Annotated in this window: 16 protein-coding genes and 3 pseudogenes; 3 read left to right on the forward strand and 16 right to left on the reverse strand. The window is 55.9% G+C overall.

What is annotated here, in order from left to right; translation table 11 throughout:
- The first annotated feature begins 224 nt into the window (after positions 1–224).
- Positions 225–2,366, forward strand: coding sequence for a TonB-dependent receptor (locus WJU16_RS12465; RefSeq protein WP_341838631.1), 2,142 nt, complete (start codon positions 225–227; stop codon positions 2,364–2,366).
- Here WJU16_RS12465 and WJU16_RS12470 read toward each other — a convergent pair whose 3' ends face one another.
- The 5 genes and pseudogenes from WJU16_RS12470 to nirB form a co-directional block, all read right to left on the reverse strand.
- Positions 2,367–3,224, reverse strand: a complete 858-nt coding sequence (locus tag WJU16_RS12470; RefSeq protein ID WP_341838632.1) for a formate/nitrite transporter family protein — start codon at positions 3,222–3,224, stop codon at positions 2,367–2,369. It abuts the gene before it with no gap.
- A gap of 27 nt (positions 3,225–3,251) precedes the next feature.
- The gene (locus tag WJU16_RS12475) at positions 3,252–4,595 is read right to left on the reverse strand and encodes an alginate export family protein (RefSeq protein WP_341838633.1); all 1,344 of its coding nucleotides are present in this window, start codon (positions 4,593–4,595) and stop codon (positions 3,252–3,254) included.
- 76 nt (positions 4,596–4,671) lie between these two features.
- Complete coding sequence (nirD, locus tag WJU16_RS12480; protein ID WP_341838634.1) at positions 4,672–5,052, reverse strand: nitrite reductase small subunit NirD; 381 nt, start codon at positions 5,050–5,052, stop codon at positions 4,672–4,674.
- A gap of 25 nt (positions 5,053–5,077) precedes the next feature.
- Positions 5,078–5,845: a hypothetical protein gene (locus WJU16_RS12485; protein WP_341838635.1), complete on the reverse strand. Its 768-nt coding sequence runs from the start codon at positions 5,843–5,845 to the stop codon at positions 5,078–5,080.
- 64 nt (positions 5,846–5,909) lie between these two features.
- Positions 5,910–7,568, reverse strand: a pseudogene (nirB, locus tag WJU16_RS12490) (nitrite reductase large subunit NirB); the annotation flags it as partial.
- Positions 7,569–7,778: 210 nt separating this feature from the next.
- Here nirB and cobA point away from each other — a divergent pair.
- Complete coding sequence (gene cobA, locus WJU16_RS12495) at positions 7,779–8,552, forward strand: uroporphyrinogen-III C-methyltransferase (RefSeq protein WP_341833835.1); 774 nt, start codon at positions 7,779–7,781, stop codon at positions 8,550–8,552.
- A complete protein-coding gene (locus tag WJU16_RS12500) occupies positions 8,549–9,247 on the forward strand; it encodes a Crp/Fnr family transcriptional regulator (protein ID WP_341833836.1) in 699 nt (232 codons plus the stop codon). The genes cobA and WJU16_RS12500 overlap by 4 nt, the downstream gene beginning before the upstream one ends.
- 59 nt (positions 9,248–9,306) lie before the next feature.
- Here WJU16_RS12500 and WJU16_RS12505 read toward each other — a convergent pair whose 3' ends face one another.
- The 11 genes and pseudogenes from WJU16_RS12505 to WJU16_RS12550 all read right to left on the reverse strand — a co-directional run bounded on the left by WJU16_RS12505 (position 9,307) and on the right by WJU16_RS12550 (position 18,320).
- The gene (locus WJU16_RS12505; RefSeq protein WP_341833837.1) at positions 9,307–9,942 is read right to left on the reverse strand and encodes a hypothetical protein; all 636 of its coding nucleotides are present in this window, start codon (positions 9,940–9,942) and stop codon (positions 9,307–9,309) included.
- 124 nt (positions 9,943–10,066) lie between these two features.
- The gene (locus WJU16_RS12510) at positions 10,067–10,768 is read right to left on the reverse strand and encodes a CpsB/CapC family capsule biosynthesis tyrosine phosphatase (RefSeq protein ID WP_341833838.1); all 702 of its coding nucleotides are present in this window, start codon (positions 10,766–10,768) and stop codon (positions 10,067–10,069) included.
- The gene (locus WJU16_RS26105) at positions 10,758–10,925 is read right to left on the reverse strand and encodes a sugar transferase (RefSeq protein ID WP_404980197.1); all 168 of its coding nucleotides are present in this window, start codon (positions 10,923–10,925) and stop codon (positions 10,758–10,760) included. Before WJU16_RS26105 ends, WJU16_RS12510 begins: the two co-directional genes overlap by 11 nt.
- Positions 10,901–12,142: pseudogene (locus WJU16_RS12515) on the reverse strand (exopolysaccharide biosynthesis polyprenyl glycosylphosphotransferase); the annotation flags it as partial. The pseudogene WJU16_RS12515 and the gene WJU16_RS26105, both read right to left, overlap by 25 nt.
- Before the next feature lie 2 nt (positions 12,143–12,144).
- On the reverse strand, positions 12,145–13,380 hold the full coding sequence (locus tag WJU16_RS12520) for a WcaI family glycosyltransferase (protein WP_341833840.1): 1,236 nt from the start codon (positions 13,378–13,380) through the stop codon (positions 12,145–12,147).
- 5 nt (positions 13,381–13,385) lie between these two features.
- Positions 13,386–13,961: a WcaF family extracellular polysaccharide biosynthesis acetyltransferase gene (locus tag WJU16_RS12525; RefSeq protein ID WP_341833841.1), complete on the reverse strand. Its 576-nt coding sequence runs from the start codon at positions 13,959–13,961 to the stop codon at positions 13,386–13,388.
- A complete protein-coding gene (locus tag WJU16_RS12530; RefSeq protein WP_341833842.1) occupies positions 13,939–14,844 on the reverse strand; it encodes a glycosyltransferase family 2 protein in 906 nt (301 codons plus the stop codon). Before WJU16_RS12530 ends, WJU16_RS12525 begins: the two co-directional genes overlap by 23 nt.
- Entirely contained in the window at positions 14,841–15,998 is a 1,158-nt protein-coding gene (locus WJU16_RS12535; protein WP_341833843.1) for an XrtY-associated glycosyltransferase XYAG1, read from the reverse strand. Before WJU16_RS12535 ends, WJU16_RS12530 begins: the two co-directional genes overlap by 4 nt.
- A gap of 9 nt (positions 15,999–16,007) precedes the next feature.
- The gene (locus WJU16_RS12540) at positions 16,008–16,796 is read right to left on the reverse strand and encodes a glycosyltransferase family 2 protein (protein ID WP_341833844.1); all 789 of its coding nucleotides are present in this window, start codon (positions 16,794–16,796) and stop codon (positions 16,008–16,010) included.
- 20 nt (positions 16,797–16,816) lie between these two features.
- A pseudogene (locus WJU16_RS26110) lies at positions 16,817–16,957 on the reverse strand (DapH/DapD/GlmU-related protein); the annotation flags it as partial.
- 436 nt (positions 16,958–17,393) lie between these two features.
- Positions 17,394–18,320, reverse strand: a complete 927-nt coding sequence (locus WJU16_RS12550) for a hypothetical protein (RefSeq protein ID WP_341833846.1) — start codon at positions 18,318–18,320, stop codon at positions 17,394–17,396.
- Positions 18,321–18,322: the final 2 nt, after the last annotated feature.

An 18,322-nucleotide genomic window follows, 5' to 3' on the forward strand; every position in this document is an offset into this window, starting at 1 on the left:
GAAAATTGTTGTACCCGGCAATATTAAACCTTCATGCCAACAATTTACTGCGCAATCGGGAACGGCAAATGATCGGATCGGGAAAACCCGCATGGTTACGCAGTTTACCTTTTTTGTTTTTCCGTTTATGGTAAATTTTTTTCCGGAGATGAGCGAAATTCTTCCGGCTCAGGTAAGCATTTCTCCGCCGGAAATCACCCATCAGCCGGACCTTTGCATGCGATATGCATATTCAGCGATCCCTCCTGCTTCCGTGCCTCCTGGCATGCGCCGCCGCATCCGCCCAGGCGCCGCGCGCCGACTCGTCACCGGCCGTGCGCACCCTTCGTACCCATGAAGTCACCGACAATCCCCTTCGTAAATCCGATGATCTCATTACCATCGGCCAGCAAACGGCCCCCACGCTCGTGATTTCCCGCAAGTCCATAGAGCTGGCAGGCAGCCGGCGCCTCGACGAAGTACTGCGCGAACAAACCGGCATGGCTATCGTACCCGACCTGGGGAGCGGCAACCGCAGCGTGGGCATCCAGCTGCAGGGCTTCAGCTCCGAATATGTGCTCATCCTGATCGACGGCCAGCCCATGACCGGGCGCCTCGCCGGCAACTTCGACCTGTCGCGCATCGGTGTCGGCGACGTGGAGCGTATCGAGGTCATCAAAGGCGCGGCCAGCAGCCTGTACGGCTCCGAAGCCCTGGGAGGCGTGATCAATATCATCACCCGGCAAGCCGTGCGCAAAGCACAAGCTTCGGCAGGCCTCCGCTTCGGCACGTATCAGACCACCGACGCTAACCTCAGCGCCGAAATGCCCTTCAAAAACAACAAAGGCTTCGTTTCCGTGTCGGGAAATTTTTACAAAACCGATGGCTTCAACGCCAACACCGCATATCTGAAAGAAGGGAAAACATCGCCGCCGTACACGAGCTTTTCGGGACAGGCGCGCGGCCAGTGGCGCTTCAACGACCGCACGTCCCTGCAGGCGCGCGTACGCGCGGCGGGCCGCCAGTCGGAAATGTTCCGTTCCTACGGCGCCCAGCCTTTCCACGACAACCTCCGCGAAAAGGATATCAACGCCGGGCTGAACCTCCGCAGCCAGGCTTCCCGCACCACCACGCTGCTCGCCAGGTATTATTATACCGGTTACGACACCCGGCAGACCGTCATCTTACAGGAAAACGGCCGCCTGCTGCAGGAAAACGATTTCTACCAGCAGATCCACCGGCTGGAGGTGCAGGCGGAAAACCGCCCGGATAACCTCCCGCTGGTGTTCCTCGGCGGCATCGGGGCCGACCGGCAATCTTACAACAATCCCGGGTCCGACATCCTCCGGGCGATGAGCGGATATTTCGCTTACCTGCAGGGTGAATATGCATATTCCGAAAAATTCCGGATGACGGCCGGCTTCCGTTACGACGGCAACACCGATTACGGCGGAAGGCTCAACCTTAGCGCCGGCGCGCTTTTCAAACCCACCCAATGGCTGTCGTTCCGCGCATCGCTGGGTAACGGTTTCAAACCGCCGACCTATGCGCAGATGTACCAGGTTTTCACCAACATCACGCAAGGTTACACCGTGATCGGCGCGCACAATTTCGCGGAGAAAGCCGCGGAGCTGAAAGCGGCGGGCACCATCGCGCAGGTATGGGATAATGCCGCGCAGATCGCGTTATTAAAACCCGAGACCTCTACTTCCATCAACGCCGGGTTTACGTTGCATACAGGCAGCCACATGGAATGGCAGGCCGGCGCGTTCATGCACCGCCTGCGCCATCTCATCAACACCGAACAGGTCGGCATCATGCGGAACGGACAACAACTTTTCTCCTACATCAATATCGACCGGGTGATCATGCGGGGCGTGGAAGCAGGATGGAAGTTCGCCATCACACCGAACCTGCAATTGTCCGCCGGCTACCAGCTGCTCGACGCGCGCAATTCCGCCGTCACCGACTCGATCCGGCAAAAATCCTCACGTTATGCCACAGTGCGCACGCCGGATGGTATTCGTCCCGCTACAACGAAAGATTATTTCGGCCTGCCCAACCGCAGCCGCCATATGGGCAGCCTGCAGGCCGCCTGGGCGCATCCGCGCTGGGGTCTCGGGGCTTCATTCCGTGGAACATACAGAGGCAAATACGGCTTTTTGGATGTTGACAACAATGGATACATCGACAACTACGATGTGTTTGTGAAAGGATATGCCTTATTATATGTGAGCGTGCAGAAAACGCTGCTGCGGAAAAGACTTACGCTGCACCTGGGCGTCGATAACATCGGCGGCTACACCGATTATCTGATGCCGTCTCAGCCCGGTCGTGTTTTTATGGCCGGCGCGGAATGGCATTTCATCCGGAAAGAAAAAAACTGATTATTGCAGCACCGGTGCGCTTTCTGCGATTTCCGCGCGGGTATTGGCGGCGGGCGTGGCCACCGTTTCTTTCCGCCGCTTGCCATGCATGAGGTACAACGTCAACGCGGTGAAGATGACGCCCCCGACGATGTTGCCCAACGTTACGGGGATCTGGTTCAGCCACCACCACTGTCCTGCTGAAACGGGCGCACCCATGAACATGCCCGCCGGAATCACGAACATATTCACCACGGCGTGTTCAAATCCCTGCGCGAAGAAGATGAATATCGGTAGCCAGGCGGCGAGGATTTTTCCGAGAGTGGAAGTGGAAGTCATGGCCATCACAACGCCGAGCGTCACCATCCAGTTGCACAAAATCCCTTTCACAAAAACCGTCAGCAAGCCGGTGGTTCCGTACTGACCGTACCCGGTCGTTTTCGCCACGGCGATGTTGGAGATCAGCTTGCCGAGGGCGCCGCCGTCGACCTTCCCGAATTGCGTGAGCGACGCCCAGAATAGCCCCGCATACAGCAAGCCGCCGGCCAGGTTGGCGAGATACACCACCGCCCAGTTTTTGCCCAGCTGCTTCAGGGAAACCTGCCCGGCAAACCACGACAGCGACATCACCGCGAAGTTCCCCGTTACCAGCTCATACCCCAGCAACACTACGATGATGAAGCACGCCGGAAAAATCGCCGCGCCGATGAGCGGGAGGTTCGTTTGTACCGTGGCCGTGAGCGCGAACGTAGTACCGAAACCCAGGATGGCGCCGGAAAGGATGCCCTTCACGATCATGTCGGTCATGCTCATGCGGGTTTTGTCGATGCCGGCCTGGATCATGGCGCCGGCTACTTCCGCGGGTTTTTTATAGTCCATTGTAGAAAATTTTAGGAGATGAAGAATTTATTTCAGCAAGAAAGAAGGCTTGATATTAATCATGAGATACGCCCATTGGTTGCTTCGCGCTGCATTCGCCACCTGCTTGGCCGTTGCCAGCGCGGTTGTGCTGCGGTAATAACTGTACCCTGCTTCGAAACCGATCACGGGCGTGAGGGCGAATGCGGCGTTCAGGTCGGCTTCCCAGCCGAAGCTGCGGTTTTGCGCGGTGATGTCGCTCGCGGAGAAGAAACGGTGCCCGTCGGCCTGGAGGCTCCACTTCGCATGGGGCTTGAAGAGGAAGCGGAGGTAGTAATCCTGCAACCCGGTGGCGCCAAACGTGCTGCCGGCGTAATAATAGTCCATATGCCCCCAGAATTTGTGGGGTGTTCCGTACAATGGATCAAAGACCCTGGAAGTGGTCCCGGATTTGCCACCGGTTGTGTAATCGGCGCCCAGTCCGGCTTTTATTTGGGGTGAGAAAGCGTAAAGCGCCTGGCCCGACAGCAGCCATCCGTTCACTTTCGCGCCTTCTGCATATTTCCCGCCCTGCCAGGCGATGTTGCCGGTAAGTGAAAGTCCGCCAAAAGTCTGCGTCGTGAAAATTGCCGCTGTAAAGCGGGAATGAACCCCGGGGTCGTAAGTTCTGACGGGCTTCAGTTCCACCGTATCCACGTGGTACCGCGGGAACTGGTCTGCCAGCGCCATCAGCGAAACGTGGCCCGTGGCGTTTTTGCGGGAAACGTGCAGGTATTGCAACCCTTTGTACATGACGCCCCCGTTGGTATTGCCGGCATATGCGCCCGGAGGCGTGTTGTTGTATAAAGTGCCCGCGCCCGCTTCCCGGTTCTGGGACCAGGCGAAACCCGCGTCCGCCGCCCACTTGCCGGAATTGTAGCGGAACAGGAGCGCATCGTGCCGGCGGGCTTGCTGGAGCCAGTCGAGGTTCCCCAGCAGGCGGCCGTCGTCATAATTCAGTTCCTGCCGGCCTACTTTAAAACTCAGGTGGTGGAACGCCGCGGTGTCCGTCAGCCGGACTTCCGCCCAGGCTTCATGGATCATCAGCCCGTTATTATCAACCGTACTGTTTTTATTGATGGTGGAAACATCCTGGCCCCAAACCCGGACGTCCTGGATGGACAACCCGAATTTGAGGCGATTTGCGGTAAATCCCGCAGTGAGGCGGGTGCGTTGCGAGGTGAAGAAAGCAGGCTTTGCGGAGCGCGGGAGCGGCGCCCCCTGTCCATCCCGGAACTCCGTGCGGGTGCGCAATTGCGCCGCGATCGAGAGCTGGGCTTTGCCTGCCAGCGGGAGGCCGCCTATCAAAAGGAGCAGCGCCGTCCCGCAGCGGGAATGCATTTTATTGTACATTTGAATGATTTTAATTCCAGCAATTGAAGTCACGAAACCCGGTTCGCCGCCAAGCCGCCGGGTTTCAACTTTTTTGTCAGGCCGTTACGGCCGACCCTTCCTTTCCGCCCACACCGATGTAAATACGATCATCCTCCAGCTTTACGGGATATACTTTAATGGAACATTCGTGCTCGTCGGAAAGGCAACGGCCGTCGGACAGGGAAAAAGTTTTTTTGTGAAACGGGCAGGCCACTTTCGGTTCTCCCTGTTGCGCGCCGATCATGCCGCGGCTGAGCGCCATTTGCCGGCGGTGCGGGCATAAGTTCTGCGAAGCGTACCATTCGCCGCGACGGGCAAAATGAAACAGCGCGATCTGCTCGTCTTTATATTTCACGCAAACCCCGCCGTTGGCAGGCACGTCTTCCACTTTACAGGCAAAAATCCAGTTGATTTTTTCTTCGGTGATGGGTGACATAAGATGAGATTTTTCGGTTGATGATTTATTTCCATTCCACGGCTTTCTTCTGATCGCGCAGCTGATCGAATTTCACGGAAGGATCTTTCTCTTCCGGCGCATTCACGAAGTGGGCAAAGCGCTTGCGCAGGGCGGGCGTTTCCACCACTTCTTTCCATTCGCATTTATAACTGTCTACCAGCGACTGCATTTCGCGCTCCAGATCTTCGGCGATGCCGAGGCTATCGTTCACGACCACATTCCGCAGGTAATCGATCCCTCCTTCCATTTTATTGAGCCAGGTGGCGGTGCGGGTGAGCGGGTCGGCGGTTTTGATGTAAAACATAAGGAAACGGTCGATGTATTTGATGCAGGTATCGCTGTCGAGGTCGGAAGCGAGCAGGAGCGCGTGTTGCGGTTTCGATCCGCCGTTGCCGCAGACGTACAGGTTCCAACCTTTTTCCGTAGCGATGATGCCAAAATCCTTCGACTGCGCCTCGGCGCATTCCCGTATGCATCCGGACACGGCGGATTTCATTTTATGCGGCGCCCGCAGCCCGCGGTATCTTTCTTCAACCCGGATGGCGTAGCTCACGCTGTCGTGCAGCCCAAACCGGCACCAGGTGGACCCTACGCAACTTTTCACCGTGCGCAGGGCCTTCCCGTATGCGTGGCCGCTTTCGAACCCTTCTTCGATGAGCTCTTCCCAGATCAGCGGCAGGTCGCCGACGTGCGCGCCGAACATATCGATGCGCTGGCCGCCAGTAATTTTGGTGTATAGATTGTATTTCTCCGCGATGCGGCCGATGGCCATGAGCTTCTGCGGAGTGATTTCCCCCGGGAATGCGGGGCACCACGGAATAGGTGCCTCCTTTCTGAATATTGGCAAGGTATCGGTCGTTGGAATCCTGCGCGGTGTCGTTGCCTTTCGCGAGGATCATATCCCCCCACAAACTGGCCAGGATAGAAGACACGGCGGGTTTACAAACCTCGCACCCGTCGCCCTTCCCGATGTGGTCGAGCACGTCGTCGTAGGTGTGGAGGTTGCGGATTTTGATGAGGTCGAACAGCTCCTGGCGCGAATAGCCGAAGTGTTCGCACAACACGTTGCGCACATATTTCCCCTGCGATTTCAGGGTGTAGGTGATGAGATCCTTTACCATGGGCGCACAGCCGCCGCAGGAGGTGGAGGCGCCGGTACATTTTTTCACGGCGTTGAAGGTTTCGTGCCCTTCTTCCACCGCCTGGCAGATTTGCTGCTTGGTTACGCTTTCGCAGGAACAGATCATGGCGTCGGGTGGCAGACCCAGTACGCCGGCCGCGGCTTCGCCGGTAGAGCGGGAACCGAGGAGCTCGTCTTCCGGCTTGCCGGTGATCTTCATTTTATTCTTCGTTTTCTGCAGCAGCATGTTGTAGGCAGACGCGTCGCCGATGAGGATGCCGCCGAGCAGGTACTGGCCGTCGTCGGTCATATTGATGCGTTTGTATACCCCGGCCACCTGGTCTTCGAACACGATCACACGGCAGGTGTCCGGCGGCGGGAAGGGATCGCCGAAGCTGGCCACGTCAACGCCCACGAGTTTCAGTTTGGTGCTCATGTCGAACCCGCCGAAGGTGCGTTCGCCGCCGAGGATGTTGTCGATGGCGATGTCGGCCATTTCGTATCCGGGCGCTACGAGCCCGTAAATGGTATGCTGGTATAGCGCGCATTCGCCGATGGCGTAAATGTTGGGATGGGAAGCCTGCATTTTGTCGTTCACCACGATCCCGCCGCGGGAGCCAGTTTCGAGCCCCGCGGAAGCGGCGATCTCGTCGCGGGGGCGGATGCCGGCGGAGATGACGATCATATCCGCGGGGATGGAAGATCCGTCTTCGAAACCGATGCCGGTGGCTACGCCGTCGCCGAGGATGGAGGTGGTGTAAGCGTTGGTGCGGATTTTCAGGCCGATGGATTCGAGTTGTTTGCGGAGGATGTCGGAGCCGTTCTGGTCGATTTGCCGGGGCATGAGCCGGGGGGCGTATTCGACGATGGTGGTGTCTGCGATACCGAGGTCCATGCAGGATTTGGCGGCTTCGAGGCCGAGGAGGCCACCGCCGATGACGGCGGCGCGGCGTGCTTTGCGTGCGGCTGTTTTCATGAGGTCGAGGTCGTCGAGGGTGCGGTAGACGAACACGCCTTTTTGGTCGGTGCCGGGCATGGGTGGCACGAAGGCGGAGGAACCGGTGGCGAATACGAGATAATCGTATGATTCGGTGATACCGGATTTGGAGGTGACGGTCTGGAGGCCTGGGGAGATGTGGTGGACGGGGTCTCCGAGATGGAGGGCCACGTTGTTTTCGGCGTACCAGGATTGGGGCGCGAGCAGGAGGTCGGCGGTGGATTTGCCGTCGAAGTAGCTGCTGAGGTGGACGCGGTCGTATGCCGGGACGCGTTCTTCGCCGAATACGACGAGCTGGAGCCCGGGGATTTTTCTTTCGACGAGTTTGCGGCAGCATTTGAATCCGACCATGCCGTTACCGATGACGACGATTTTCATGGAAAAGAATTTGATGATAAACGAATAAACTCACATTACAATTAATTCTATGTAGATGTTTTCCTGACCAAATGCTAATTTCTCACTGAATCTTCTCGATTTTTTCAAATTAAATTATGATTCATATCATGAATTTACGATCCTCTTGCTTATTTTTATAGTGATTTCTTAAATTTAGGTCAGATATTTTATTTATTAATTTGTTTTACTATGTTACAGCCGATGCTTAGCCTGGTGGGCGCCGGGCCCGGAGATCCGGACCTGATCACCCTCAAAGCCATCAAAACCCTCCGCGCGGCAGATGTCATATTATATGACGCACTCGCCTGCGAAGATCTCCTCCAGTACACCCGCCCAGGCGCCCTTTGCCTCTCCGTCGGCAAAAGAGCCGGCCGCCACGCTGTCCCGCAGGACGAAATCAACCGCCTTATCGTCCATTACGCCACCACCCACGGGCACGTTGTCCGCCTCAAGGGCGGAGATCCCTTTCTCTTCGGCCGCGCCGAAGAAGAAATCCGCGCCGCCCGCGAAGCCGGTATCCCCGTCAACACCATCCCCGGTATCACCAGCGCCATCGCCGCACCTTCCTCCCAGGGTATCCCGCTCACGGCGCGCGGCCTCCACGAATCCTGCTGGATCACCACCGGCACCACCCGCTCCGGCACCATTTCAGCAGACATCGCCCTCGCCGCCCAATCCACCGCCACCGTCGTGATTCTCATGGGCATGTGCCACATCCGCGAAATCATGGACATCTTCCGCGCAAACGGTAAAGCCGCCATACCCGCCGCCATCATCCAATCCGCCACCACCACGGGAGAGCGCTGTGTCACCGGTTGCGTCAACGATATCGCCGACGCCGCCGAAGCGGCAGGGCTCGGCACTCCCGCCGTCATCATTATCGGCGAAACCGTCCGCTTACACCCTTCATTATGGAAAGAATATTATAACTTGACGGTCCACACCAACGAGCCGCCTGCATGAAGCCTTCTAAACAACCCTGCGATATGACCGCCTGCCTGCTGTGCCGCCTGTGCCAGCCCGCCTGGAAACCGGCCATCATCGCGCATAAAAAGCATTTCGTCCTCAAGAAAGGCGAGTTGCTCTTTGCCGAAGGCGAAACTGTAACAGGCATCTATTTTATCGATCATGGCCGGATGAAAGTGCACAAGCACTGGGGTAACGAAAAAGAACTCATCCTCCGCTTCGCGGGCAACGGCGATATCGTAGGCCACCGCGGCATCGGCACCGAGCACATCTATCCCGTTTCCGCCACCGCCCTGGAACCCACCACGGTGTGCTACTTCGACCTCGAATTCTTCCAAAACAGCCTCCAGGTAAATACCGACGTACTATACGAACTGATGATGTTTTACGCCCGTGAGCTCCACGACTCCGAGCGCCGCATGCGTAACCTGGCGCACATGTCCGTCAAAGGCCGCATTGCATCCGCATTATTGCATCTCGAGCATAAATTCGGCACCGAAAACGGATTTATCAACTTCCCGCTTTCCCGGCAAGATATTGCCTCCTACACCGGCACCACTTACGAAACCGCCTGGCGTATGCTCCAGGATCTCGCGAAAGAAGGCATGATTTCGCTGGAAGACAAGCGTTACGCCGTGCTTCAACACGAAACGCTCCGCCATCTCATCCGATCGGAGGAAACCGGCAAATGAAAAAAGGCGCCTCCTGCTGAAGCGCCTTCTTATTAAACTCAAACTAATAAACAATTGAATTAAACCGGGATTTTTACCGCCAGCAAGCCCTCCTGCTCGTTCAGCTCAAATCCGCCACCCTGTAATTCCGCAAGGTAACCAATAAGCCGGCACATTCGCTGGTCGAGCGATGCGTGGACCGGAGCGGGCAACACACCCGTCATTTCAAAATGATCTTCCTGCACTGCGAAACGGATTTCGGGCGCTGCGCCCGGCGCGGCATTACGGTTCAGACACCAGGCCACGTTCAAGACCGTGTGGCGAAGCAATTGCTCGTCGGCGAAAGCCATCTCGCGCTCGTCGTTCATGTCGAATGTGACGCGGGACGGGAAGATGTGCGTGTAGCGTTCATCTGCCACCAACTGCTCCAGCATGTGCACAATATTGAAATGCCCACGATGGGTTACCTGCGAAGCATTCAGCATGTCCTGGATCACTTTTACATTCTGCAACTGGAATTCCAGCTCCATTACCTGCAACTTGATGGAACCCGCCTGACGGCTGATACGGCCGCCGGAATCGGGTTTGACGGCGTACATCTCAATCAGTTCCACACTGCTCAAAATCGCAGACAGCATACTCCGCAGTTCATGAAACACATCGTTGATTAACCATTTATCGGCCGGGAGGTCGCGTACTCCTGTGGAAGATTTCATTGTTAGCCCCTTGGTTTTTGTAGTCAGTTTCAAAATATGGATACTGTCCGCCGCTGCGGTTATACGCATGACATTTACAAAATAGTATTTTTCCTGAAAAGAAAACGGTCAGCGTCTTTTAACCTTATAACAAAGCATTTCTTAAATTGTTGACAGCCAGCATTTTCCCTAACAATTTCCGGAAATCAAATTGCGTCAGCGCTTGCATATGCCGTTGGTGGTGCAAATCAGTTCCCGTGAAATCCAGCAATCCTTCTTCCGCCATCTGCACGGCCGCTGCCTGTACGCGGCTGCCGTAATATCCGGTAAAAGACAGGAGATTCGCCTGCAAACGCACGCCTGTCGCATGAATCTCCCGGTATACGTCAAAATCCTTATGCAGGTAATGATAGCGTTCGGGATGCGCGAGTATCGGTTCATATCCCGCCATCTTCATGTTGAAAAAAGTACTCCGGAAACCAGCCGGCAATCCTACCCATGAAAATTCAACCAATACATGATTCCCCGCGATGGTCAGCAACGGCTTGCGGTCTTCCAGCAGGGATTCGAAGTAATCGTCCATCAGGTATTCCGCGCCGGCGTTCAGTTCCACGGCTATTTCAGCATGGCGTACCGCTTCGCGGACCTGGTCGAGCTTAGGCATAATTGTGTCCGCCCCGTTATTGTATACGCCGCACATGATATGTGGCGTGGTGGTGAGATGCGTGTACCCTAATTCCGACAGTTGGCGGATGAACGCCAATGCGGTCTCCATATCCTGAACGCCATCGTCGAGCCCGGGGAGCAAATGGGAGTGGATATCATGTTTCAATACGTCAAAATGCATTCTTTTCTCCTTTCAATGTGTTCGCCACGGTTAAAAATATGATGCGAAGATCCAGGTAAACGGACCAGTTCTCCATATACCAAATATCGTGCTCCACACGCTTGCGCAAATGGGTATCTTCCGTAATCTCCCCCTGAAACCATTGACCTGCGCCCATCCGGTGATGCCTGGTTTCAGGAAGTGCCGCACCATGTACTGTTTGATGATCGAAGAATATTCCTCGGTGTGCTTCAGCATATGGGGGCGCGGGCCCACTACAGACATATCCCCCAGCAGCACGTTGAAGAACTGCGGCATCTCGTCGAGATTCGTTTTGCGGAGGATGCGGCCGATGCGGGTAAACCGCTTGTCGTTGCGCGTGGCCTGCTTGGAATTGGCGTCGTTGTTCACGTACATGCTCCGCATCTTCAGACAGCGGAACGTCCGGTTATTGCGGCCGGTACGGTGTTGCACGAAAAACACCGGTCCTTTCGACTCCAGCCGGATCAGCAGCGCCAGCAGGGGAATAAGCCAGCTAAGCAGGAAAATGCAGACTAGCGAACTGAAGACCAGGTCGAAGATGCGCTTGCGGATGCGGTTGGCGATATCGTCGAGCGGTTCGGAACGCAGGCTGATGATGGGAATATTGTTGAAATAATCCACATGGATTTGCCGGTTCACGAACATTTTAAAATCCGGAACAAATCTGAAATGAATGAAATGCTGTTCCGCCTCATACGCCAGCGTGTAGAGATACGGGAACTGTTCGGGGGAAAGCGTGGAATATATTTCGCGGATGTTGTTGTCGCGCGCGTAGGGCACACAATCCTGCAAATTCCCGATCACCGGGTAATACGACAGTTCCTGCACTTTGCTGTATTCTTCGAAATATCCTTCAAATCGCAAATTGCTTTTTTCAGACAGCAGGTTATCGGCCAGTCGTTTCGACATTTCATTGTACCCGAGTATCACCATTTTCCGTTCAATCCCTTTCCTGCGGCGGATATGATCAGTGATCCAATAAAACAACAACCGGTTGACGACCACCGCAGCGATAAACAGCGAACAATACATCAGCACAAAAAACCGGCTGTACAGATGCTGGTAGAGAAACAGGAACCCCAGCAAAATAAGCAGGAACATCAGCACCGATTTCGCGGTCTTGCGTGCCATCCGCTCGTACGACAGCTGGCTGCTAACGGAATGCAGGCCCGAAGTATAGAGCGCAACGGCCCACGCGATGTTGGACATCAACAGGAACGCATCGGCGCCCTGGTGCGATTGCAGGTCGTATTGCCGCAGGCCCATGCCTGCGAGGAAAAAGAGGCCGTTTAGGCAGATGAAATCCAGGACAAAAATCTGGAGGAGAAATATTTTCAGATACCGGTTCAGCATGACTAAATTTTTAAAACGTTCGCTTCAAATCGGCCCATCACTTTATCGATGGACAAATATTCCACGGCATACGAGCGCGCATTTCCGCGCATGCCGGCATGGTCGTCGGTCACCGCTTTACGGATCCCCGCGTTGAGGGCATCCTGGTTTTCCGCCGGCACCACGATGCCCAGCTGGTAGCCTGAAATTAGGTCGTGCAGGCTGGAGCCGGGATTGGCCGTTACCAGCGACAGCCCGCCCACCGCCAGGATCGCCGTGAGTTTGGAGGGCATCACCAGGTCGGAGGCGCCGGACTTCTGGATCACCAGGTGGAGGTCGGCCATGTTCAGGAAACGGTTGAACTGCTCGATGGGCTGGAGCGGCAAAAAATGGACGCGGCGCAACCCCATCGCGAGGGCTTTCTCTTGCAGCTTTTCACGGTACGGGCCGGAGCCGCAGATCACGAATTGCACATCCTCGCGGTCGCCCAGGGAAGCGGCGGCGAGCAGGATCGATTCCAGTCCCTGCTTCTCGCCGATGGCGCCGGAATACAACACCACTTTATGATCGGGCTGGAAACCGAAAGCCTCCTTCAGCGCCATTCTTCCCGGCAAGGGATGGAACTTGTCCACATCCGCCCAGTTAGGGAACAGCTCGATGCGGCGGTCGAGCTTGCCGCTGATCTGGCGGACCATCCCGTCGGAAATGCTGCTCACGCAGTCCGATTTCCGGAGGATGTATTTTTCCAGTTTCAACATGGCGCTGATCATTTTGCCGCTGTGGATCATATTGAGGTCGCGGGCCGCGTCGATCTGGAGGTCCTGGATATGATAGAGCACTTCGGCGCCGCGGAACCTTTTGTAAAGCAGGGCGAGCAACCCGAGATGAAAGCTCGGCACCACGCTCATCACGTAATCATATTTTTTCGACGGGAGGATGCGCATCAGCTGCGCAAAAGCCGCCATGGCGAAGGAGACGTCCATCATCATCCGCTTTTTCCCGCTCGGATGTGCGGGTACGTATTGCGGGCAGCGGTAAACTTTCAGGCGGCCGTCGTGCGATACTTCTTTCCGGAACCAGCGGGCTTTGCGGGAGTAGGGCTCCTGCACTTTCCACTGCGGGTAATACGGATAGGTGGTGATTACGGTGCATTCATACCCGTTGTTCACCAGCCAGCCGATCATCTCGCCGTTGAACTTCCCGATGCCGGTGGGCTCGGGCGCGTAATTTCCTCCTATCAGCAACAATCTCTTGGGCATGGTTTCTATTTTTTCATGACGCGATCGCGGACGTAAGCCGCCGGGTTACCGGAATGAATCTCCCAGGGCGCAATGCTCCGGGTGGCTACGGAATTCACCGTCAGGATGGCGTGGGAGCCCAGGCGCACGCCGGGGCAAACTACCGACTTCGCGCCCACCCAGGCGCCTTCTTCCACATCGATGCGGCCGAGGCGGTAAGGGAAATCGGAGGCGGTGTAGTCGTGGTTGCCCGTCAGCAACAGCGCGCCCTGTGAAATGCAGGCGTTGCTGCCGACCGAAACATCCTCCAGGTTATCGATCCACACATCTTCTCCAATCCAGACGTTATCGCCGAGCGAAAGGCGCCAGGGATTTTTGATCCTGACTTTCGCCTTAATCACCAATCCGTTGCCCACCTTTGCACCGAACATCCGCAGCAGCTTCACTTTCAGACCGTAAGGCCAGGGGAGCGCGCTATTGAAGATCCAGTAGTTCACGAAATACCAGCTCAGCACTTTCCATTTCGGCCCGGCTACGTAATTGCCCGTCGAGAATTTGGACAAGTCGGTTTGCAGCAGCTCAGATCGCGATGTTGTAATCATTTTTCAAAATTTCTTTCAGTTTCGCCGCGCTGGTGTCGCCCGCCAGCTTGGCTTCAAATTCCTTCACGTTCACATCCACCAGCAACCGGTACCAATACCCCTGCATGAAGTGGAAGACAAACCCGCGATACCCGTCCAGGAATCCGAACCGCAGGAAATAGCGGTAGCAGAAATACAGCAGGGCGCGGCCGCCGGGCGGAATGGCGGAATAGACTTTCTCCTTGAGGAGACGCTTGCGCCGGGCCTGCACATTGGTAGACCCCAGCAGGCGCTGATCCAATTCCATAAAGCGGTACTTGATATTCAGCAGGTCGATCATCTCGCGGATGGCGTAATTATTATGCTTGTTCACCCACCAGTGAATCGAATTCAGGTTATGGTCAACGAGGTGTTCTTTCAACATCCGGGTTTCCCCGCTACTTACTACGATGTGCTCATCCATCCAGCGTTGCTCCACGTTTGCCTTGCCGTTGCGCCAGATGCGGAGCAGGGTATGCGGATAGAAGCCGCCGTAACGGATCCATTTTTCCTTGAATAACACCTTCCGGCGGATGTACAGCCCGGTGACACTTTCGGGAAAGGTATGCAGCTGCTGGTTGATTTCCTGCACCAGCGCGGGTTCCAGGTATTCGTCGGCATCCATTCGCATGACCCAGGGCGTGTTGATGCCGCAATGATCCATTCCCCACTGGAACTGGTCGGCGTAGCTCTTCCATTTCCGCTGGTGCACCTTTGCGCCGTAGCGCTCCCCAATAGCCACGGTATCGTCGGTGGAAAAGCAGTCCACGATATGGATTTCCGACGCCACCTGCCGGATGCTTTCGAGGCACCTGGCGAGGTGGAGTGATTCGTTATAGGTTAATATGATGACGGCGAGGCTCATACGGCTGTTCGTTTTAAAGGGAAATTGTTGACGTTGCGGTACATCTCGGCATAGTCCGCGGCCAGTTTTTCTTCATTGAAATCCGCGCGGATGATCGGCGCCGCCTCCTGCCGGATGCGCTGGCGCTCCTGCTTTGCGCGGTAAGCTTCGGTGAGGCGGTTGCGCACTTCAGTGATCCCGAGGGTGGTCACCCAGCCCAGGCTCTTCTCCTTCACATAGCGCGACAACCCCACGTTTTCGCTCACCAGCACCGGCGTGCCCACCGACAGCGACTCGATCACCACCACCGCGAAATTTTCGTTGTGGGACGTCAGCGCAAAGAGGTCCACATCCGCCAGGAACTCGAATTTCTCTCCGCCTTTCTTCCATCCCGCCCATTCCACACGCCCTTCCAGTCCTTCGGCCGCAATCAGCGCGCGCAGTTCGGCCATATATGCCTCTTCTCCCGCGCCCGCGATCTTCAGCACAAAAGGAAAATCCACGTCCGCCAGCGCTTTGATGAGAATATCCAGGCCTTTTTTAGGGTCCACCCGCGAAAGGAAACCAATGGTAAATGCACCGTTATCCACAGGCACGCGTTCCCGCGTATGCGGCAAGTCCACGATATTGTAGATCAGGCCGCCGCGCCAGTTGTTATTGAGCTTCAGGCAATCGTTCCACTCAACGTCGGAGGTTACGTGCAAATAGGTTCTCGACAGCAGGTGCTTGCCAACCGCATGGTGCAGCAGCTTCTTTTTGAGCTGGTTCTTATTCGTGAAAATGTAATCGCAAAGCATCCCGCGCGGGCTCAGCACGGGTTTCACGCCTTTCATCGTACAAATGAGCGATACGCCCATGATCAGGAAGTTCCACCACGAATGGATGTGCACGGCGTCAAATTCCCTCACCGTTTTCCACGCCGCTTTCCACAACGCGGGCGAAACATGCGTGTGGTCTTTGGTGATGCGGCGGAAAAATTGCACGCGTACCCCGTCCATCATCACGGGCTGGTCGAGCGGCATGTCCAGCTCGCCCGGGCCGTTGGCGGTGGTAGTGTATACGGTCACCGTGTGCCCGATCTGCACGAGGCTTTCGGCCAGCCGCGCAACCGACACGATGGGACCGCCATAGATATAAGCGGGTTTGTAACTCGGTACGATAAACAAAATGTTCATGTCAGTCCTTTAGAATTTCGTGCCTTTGTAGGTCATCTTTTTATAAATACCGCGGGCGTTCACCACCTTGGTGATCATTTCATAGAAATACCGCCGCAGTTTGTCATGCTTCAGGGGAAGGCTGCTCGCCATCCGTTGGTGCTCCGCGATCATCTTATCGGTTACCGACACCGAAAAAGAATCCCCGTGCATGCGGTATTCGCCAAGCACGGCAGGGATATATCCTTTCCGGGTGAGCGGGTCGAGACAAAGCGTGAGGAGGAATTTGGAATCGGCGGAATACTTCATCGATTTGTCAAACCCGCCGGCTTTCCGGTAGGCGTCGCGTGTCCAGAAGGCGCTTTGCTGCGCAAATGGTACCCGCTGTAAATAGCTGATCGCCTTCCAGCCCAGATTGATGCCTTTGTAGGAATAGGCGATTTCGCCGGTTTCGGAGATGAAGTTGTGGTCGCCGAATACGAGATCGTATTGCCCGTGCTCGAACTTGCGGACTACCATTTCCAATGCATGCGGCAGCAGCCGGTCGTCGGCGTTGATGTAACAGAGATACTTCCCCGTAGCGGCCTCCATACCTTTCCGGAGGGCGTCGTACATGCCTTCGTCTTTCTCGGAGATGATCAAATCCACCGCCTGCGGATGTTCCATTACCAGCTGCACCGTGCGGTCGGTGGAATTACCGTCCACTACGATCAGCTCAAATCCCCGCCAGGTCTGGCGAAGCAGGCTATCGAGCGTGTCGGTGATATATTTTTCGCCGTTGTAGACGGGCACAACCACCGTTATGAGTTTTTCGATCATTTTCTGAATTTTTTGATGACGGCCGGGTTGCCGGCCACAATAGCGTATTCGGGAACGTCTTTCGTCACCACCGATCCCGCGCCGATAATGCTATGCGAACCGATGGTGATGCCGGGTAGGATGATGACGCGCGTCCCGATCCAGACATCGTCGCCGATCACAACGGGCTTGCGGTGCGTGGCGCCCTGCTCGCGCATGGGAATGTCGGTCCGTTCGAAATTGTGGCTGCCGGAAAGGATCACCACTTCCGGCCCGAACATCACGTCGTTGCCGATGATCGTATCATTGCCGATCCATCCGCCGGTATTCAACCCCGAAAAATCTCCGATCTGCACGTTGATGCCGCTGCCGAAGCGGGTATTTCTTCCCACTTTGATATTTCTTCCCGCTTTGAGGAAAATCCTCGAAGCCAGCCAGGTACGGAACGACAGGCAAAGCCCTCCGATGGGCCGCGGCGGATCGGGCAGCCACACGGCCACGCTGTAATAGAGATACAGCAGGATACTTTTCTTCAGCGAGATGTTGGAACGTCGCATGAAATACAGCGGGTTATCGCGGTACATCTTCACCTTCCCGGTGCGCGCGTCGGTTTTTTCTTCAAATAATGGATCTGTCGCCATGATGAACGGTGTTTAACTCCGCTTTGAGGGCGGCGATTTCTTCAAAAAATCGGTTGTCGATATCGTCTATGACCTTGTCGGTTGACAGGTGGAAATTCCGGATGTTCGCCAGTTGCTTCACGAGATCTTCCCGCACGGCGCTTTTCACGAGAAACTCCGTGTTGAGGATATTCCCGGACGCCTTTTTCAGCCAGCCATGCAGAAAAGATTTGCGGTATAGTTTGACATGCGCGGTATCTGTCCCGGTTTGACCGATGGAAAACAGCCAGTCCATCCATTTGAACTCCGACACGCCGCTACCTTCCGTAAAAGGCGTGCTCAGCACGAAGCGGCTCCAGGGCACGCGGAGGATATCGGCGATGATGGCGCCATGCATCGCTTCGGCAATCACCGTTTCGGAAGCCGCGATTTCTTCGAGGGTGTGCACGATGCCGTTTTCGGCGGTGGGTGAGATGAAATGATAACCCAGTTCTGCACATATTTTTTCCCAGTCGAAAAACGGCAGCGACCGGAAGTAAGGGATGACGCTCACTTTATGCTTCTTAGGTGTAGCGGCGATGCGCTCATAATCGGCGGAAAGCCCCAGCGCATAGGCCGCATCCGCGATAAAGGAGTGCGCATGGCCGAAGTAGCCGGCCGAAAGCGGCCCCCGCAAAAAACGGACATCCCAGTTGCCGTCGAAAGCGAAAGAACGGTACGCCGGCCGTACGCCCGTGCCGAACACGATCTTGCGGCGGTGATCCAGGTGGCGGAAGAGCGGGGAATCGTGGCAGAGGATGGACCCGATGCCCACAAAAGCATTGGGGGACGAGGGGTCGTGCGGACCGAAAAACTGCGGCCACAGCCAGGCATTGAGATCGTCGCCGAAATTACCCTTTGCGTCTTTATAATAAATGTATTCCATTC

Source organism: Chitinophaga pollutisoli (assembly GCF_038396755.1).
GTDB lineage: Bacteria > Bacteroidota > Bacteroidia > Chitinophagales > Chitinophagaceae > Chitinophaga > Chitinophaga pollutisoli.

What these genes read in the sequence shown, in the direction of transcription:
- WJU16_RS12535 (WP_341833843.1), bottom strand. Translation starts at nt 15,998, where the DNA reads ATGAACATTTTGTTTATCGTACCGAGTTACAAACCCGCTTATATCTAT.
- WJU16_RS12505 (WP_341833837.1), bottom strand. Translation starts at nt 9,942, where the DNA reads ATGAAATCTTCCACAGGAGTACGCGACCTCCCGGCCGATAAATGGTTA.
- WJU16_RS12485 (WP_341838635.1), bottom strand. Translation starts at nt 5,845, where the DNA reads ATGGCCATCGGCCGCATCGCGGAGAAATACAATCTATACACCAAAATT.
- WJU16_RS12550 (WP_341833846.1), bottom strand. Translation starts at nt 18,320, where the DNA reads ATGGAATACATTTATTATAAAGACGCAAAGGGTAATTTCGGCGACGAT.
- WJU16_RS12530 (WP_341833842.1), bottom strand. Translation starts at nt 14,844, where the DNA reads ATGAGCCTCGCCGTCATCATATTAACCTATAACGAATCACTCCACCTC.
- nirD (WP_341838634.1), bottom strand. Translation starts at nt 5,052, where the DNA reads ATGTCACCCATCACCGAAGAAAAAATCAACTGGATTTTTGCCTGTAAA.
- WJU16_RS12470 (WP_341838632.1), bottom strand. Translation starts at nt 3,224, where the DNA reads ATGGACTATAAAAAACCCGCGGAAGTAGCCGGCGCCATGATCCAGGCC.
- WJU16_RS12510 (WP_341833838.1), bottom strand. Translation starts at nt 10,768, where the DNA reads ATGCATTTTGACGTATTGAAACATGATATCCACTCCCATTTGCTCCCC.
- WJU16_RS26105 (WP_404980197.1), bottom strand. Translation starts at nt 10,925, where the DNA reads ATGGGCGCAGGTCAATGGTTTCAGGGGGAGATTACGGAAGATACCCAT.
- WJU16_RS12520 (WP_341833840.1), bottom strand. Translation starts at nt 13,380, where the DNA reads ATGCCCAAGAGATTGTTGCTGATAGGAGGAAATTACGCGCCCGAGCCC.
- cobA (WP_341833835.1), top strand. Translation starts at nt 7,779, where the DNA reads ATGTTACAGCCGATGCTTAGCCTGGTGGGCGCCGGGCCCGGAGATCCG.
- WJU16_RS12500 (WP_341833836.1), top strand. Translation starts at nt 8,549, where the DNA reads ATGAAGCCTTCTAAACAACCCTGCGATATGACCGCCTGCCTGCTGTGC.
- WJU16_RS12525 (WP_341833841.1), bottom strand. Translation starts at nt 13,961, where the DNA reads ATGATTACAACATCGCGATCTGAGCTGCTGCAAACCGACTTGTCCAAA.
- WJU16_RS12540 (WP_341833844.1), bottom strand. Translation starts at nt 16,796, where the DNA reads ATGATCGAAAAACTCATAACGGTGGTTGTGCCCGTCTACAACGGCGAA.
- WJU16_RS12465 (WP_341838631.1), top strand. Translation starts at nt 225, where the DNA reads ATGCATATTCAGCGATCCCTCCTGCTTCCGTGCCTCCTGGCATGCGCC.
- WJU16_RS12475 (WP_341838633.1), bottom strand. Translation starts at nt 4,595, where the DNA reads ATGTACAATAAAATGCATTCCCGCTGCGGGACGGCGCTGCTCCTTTTG.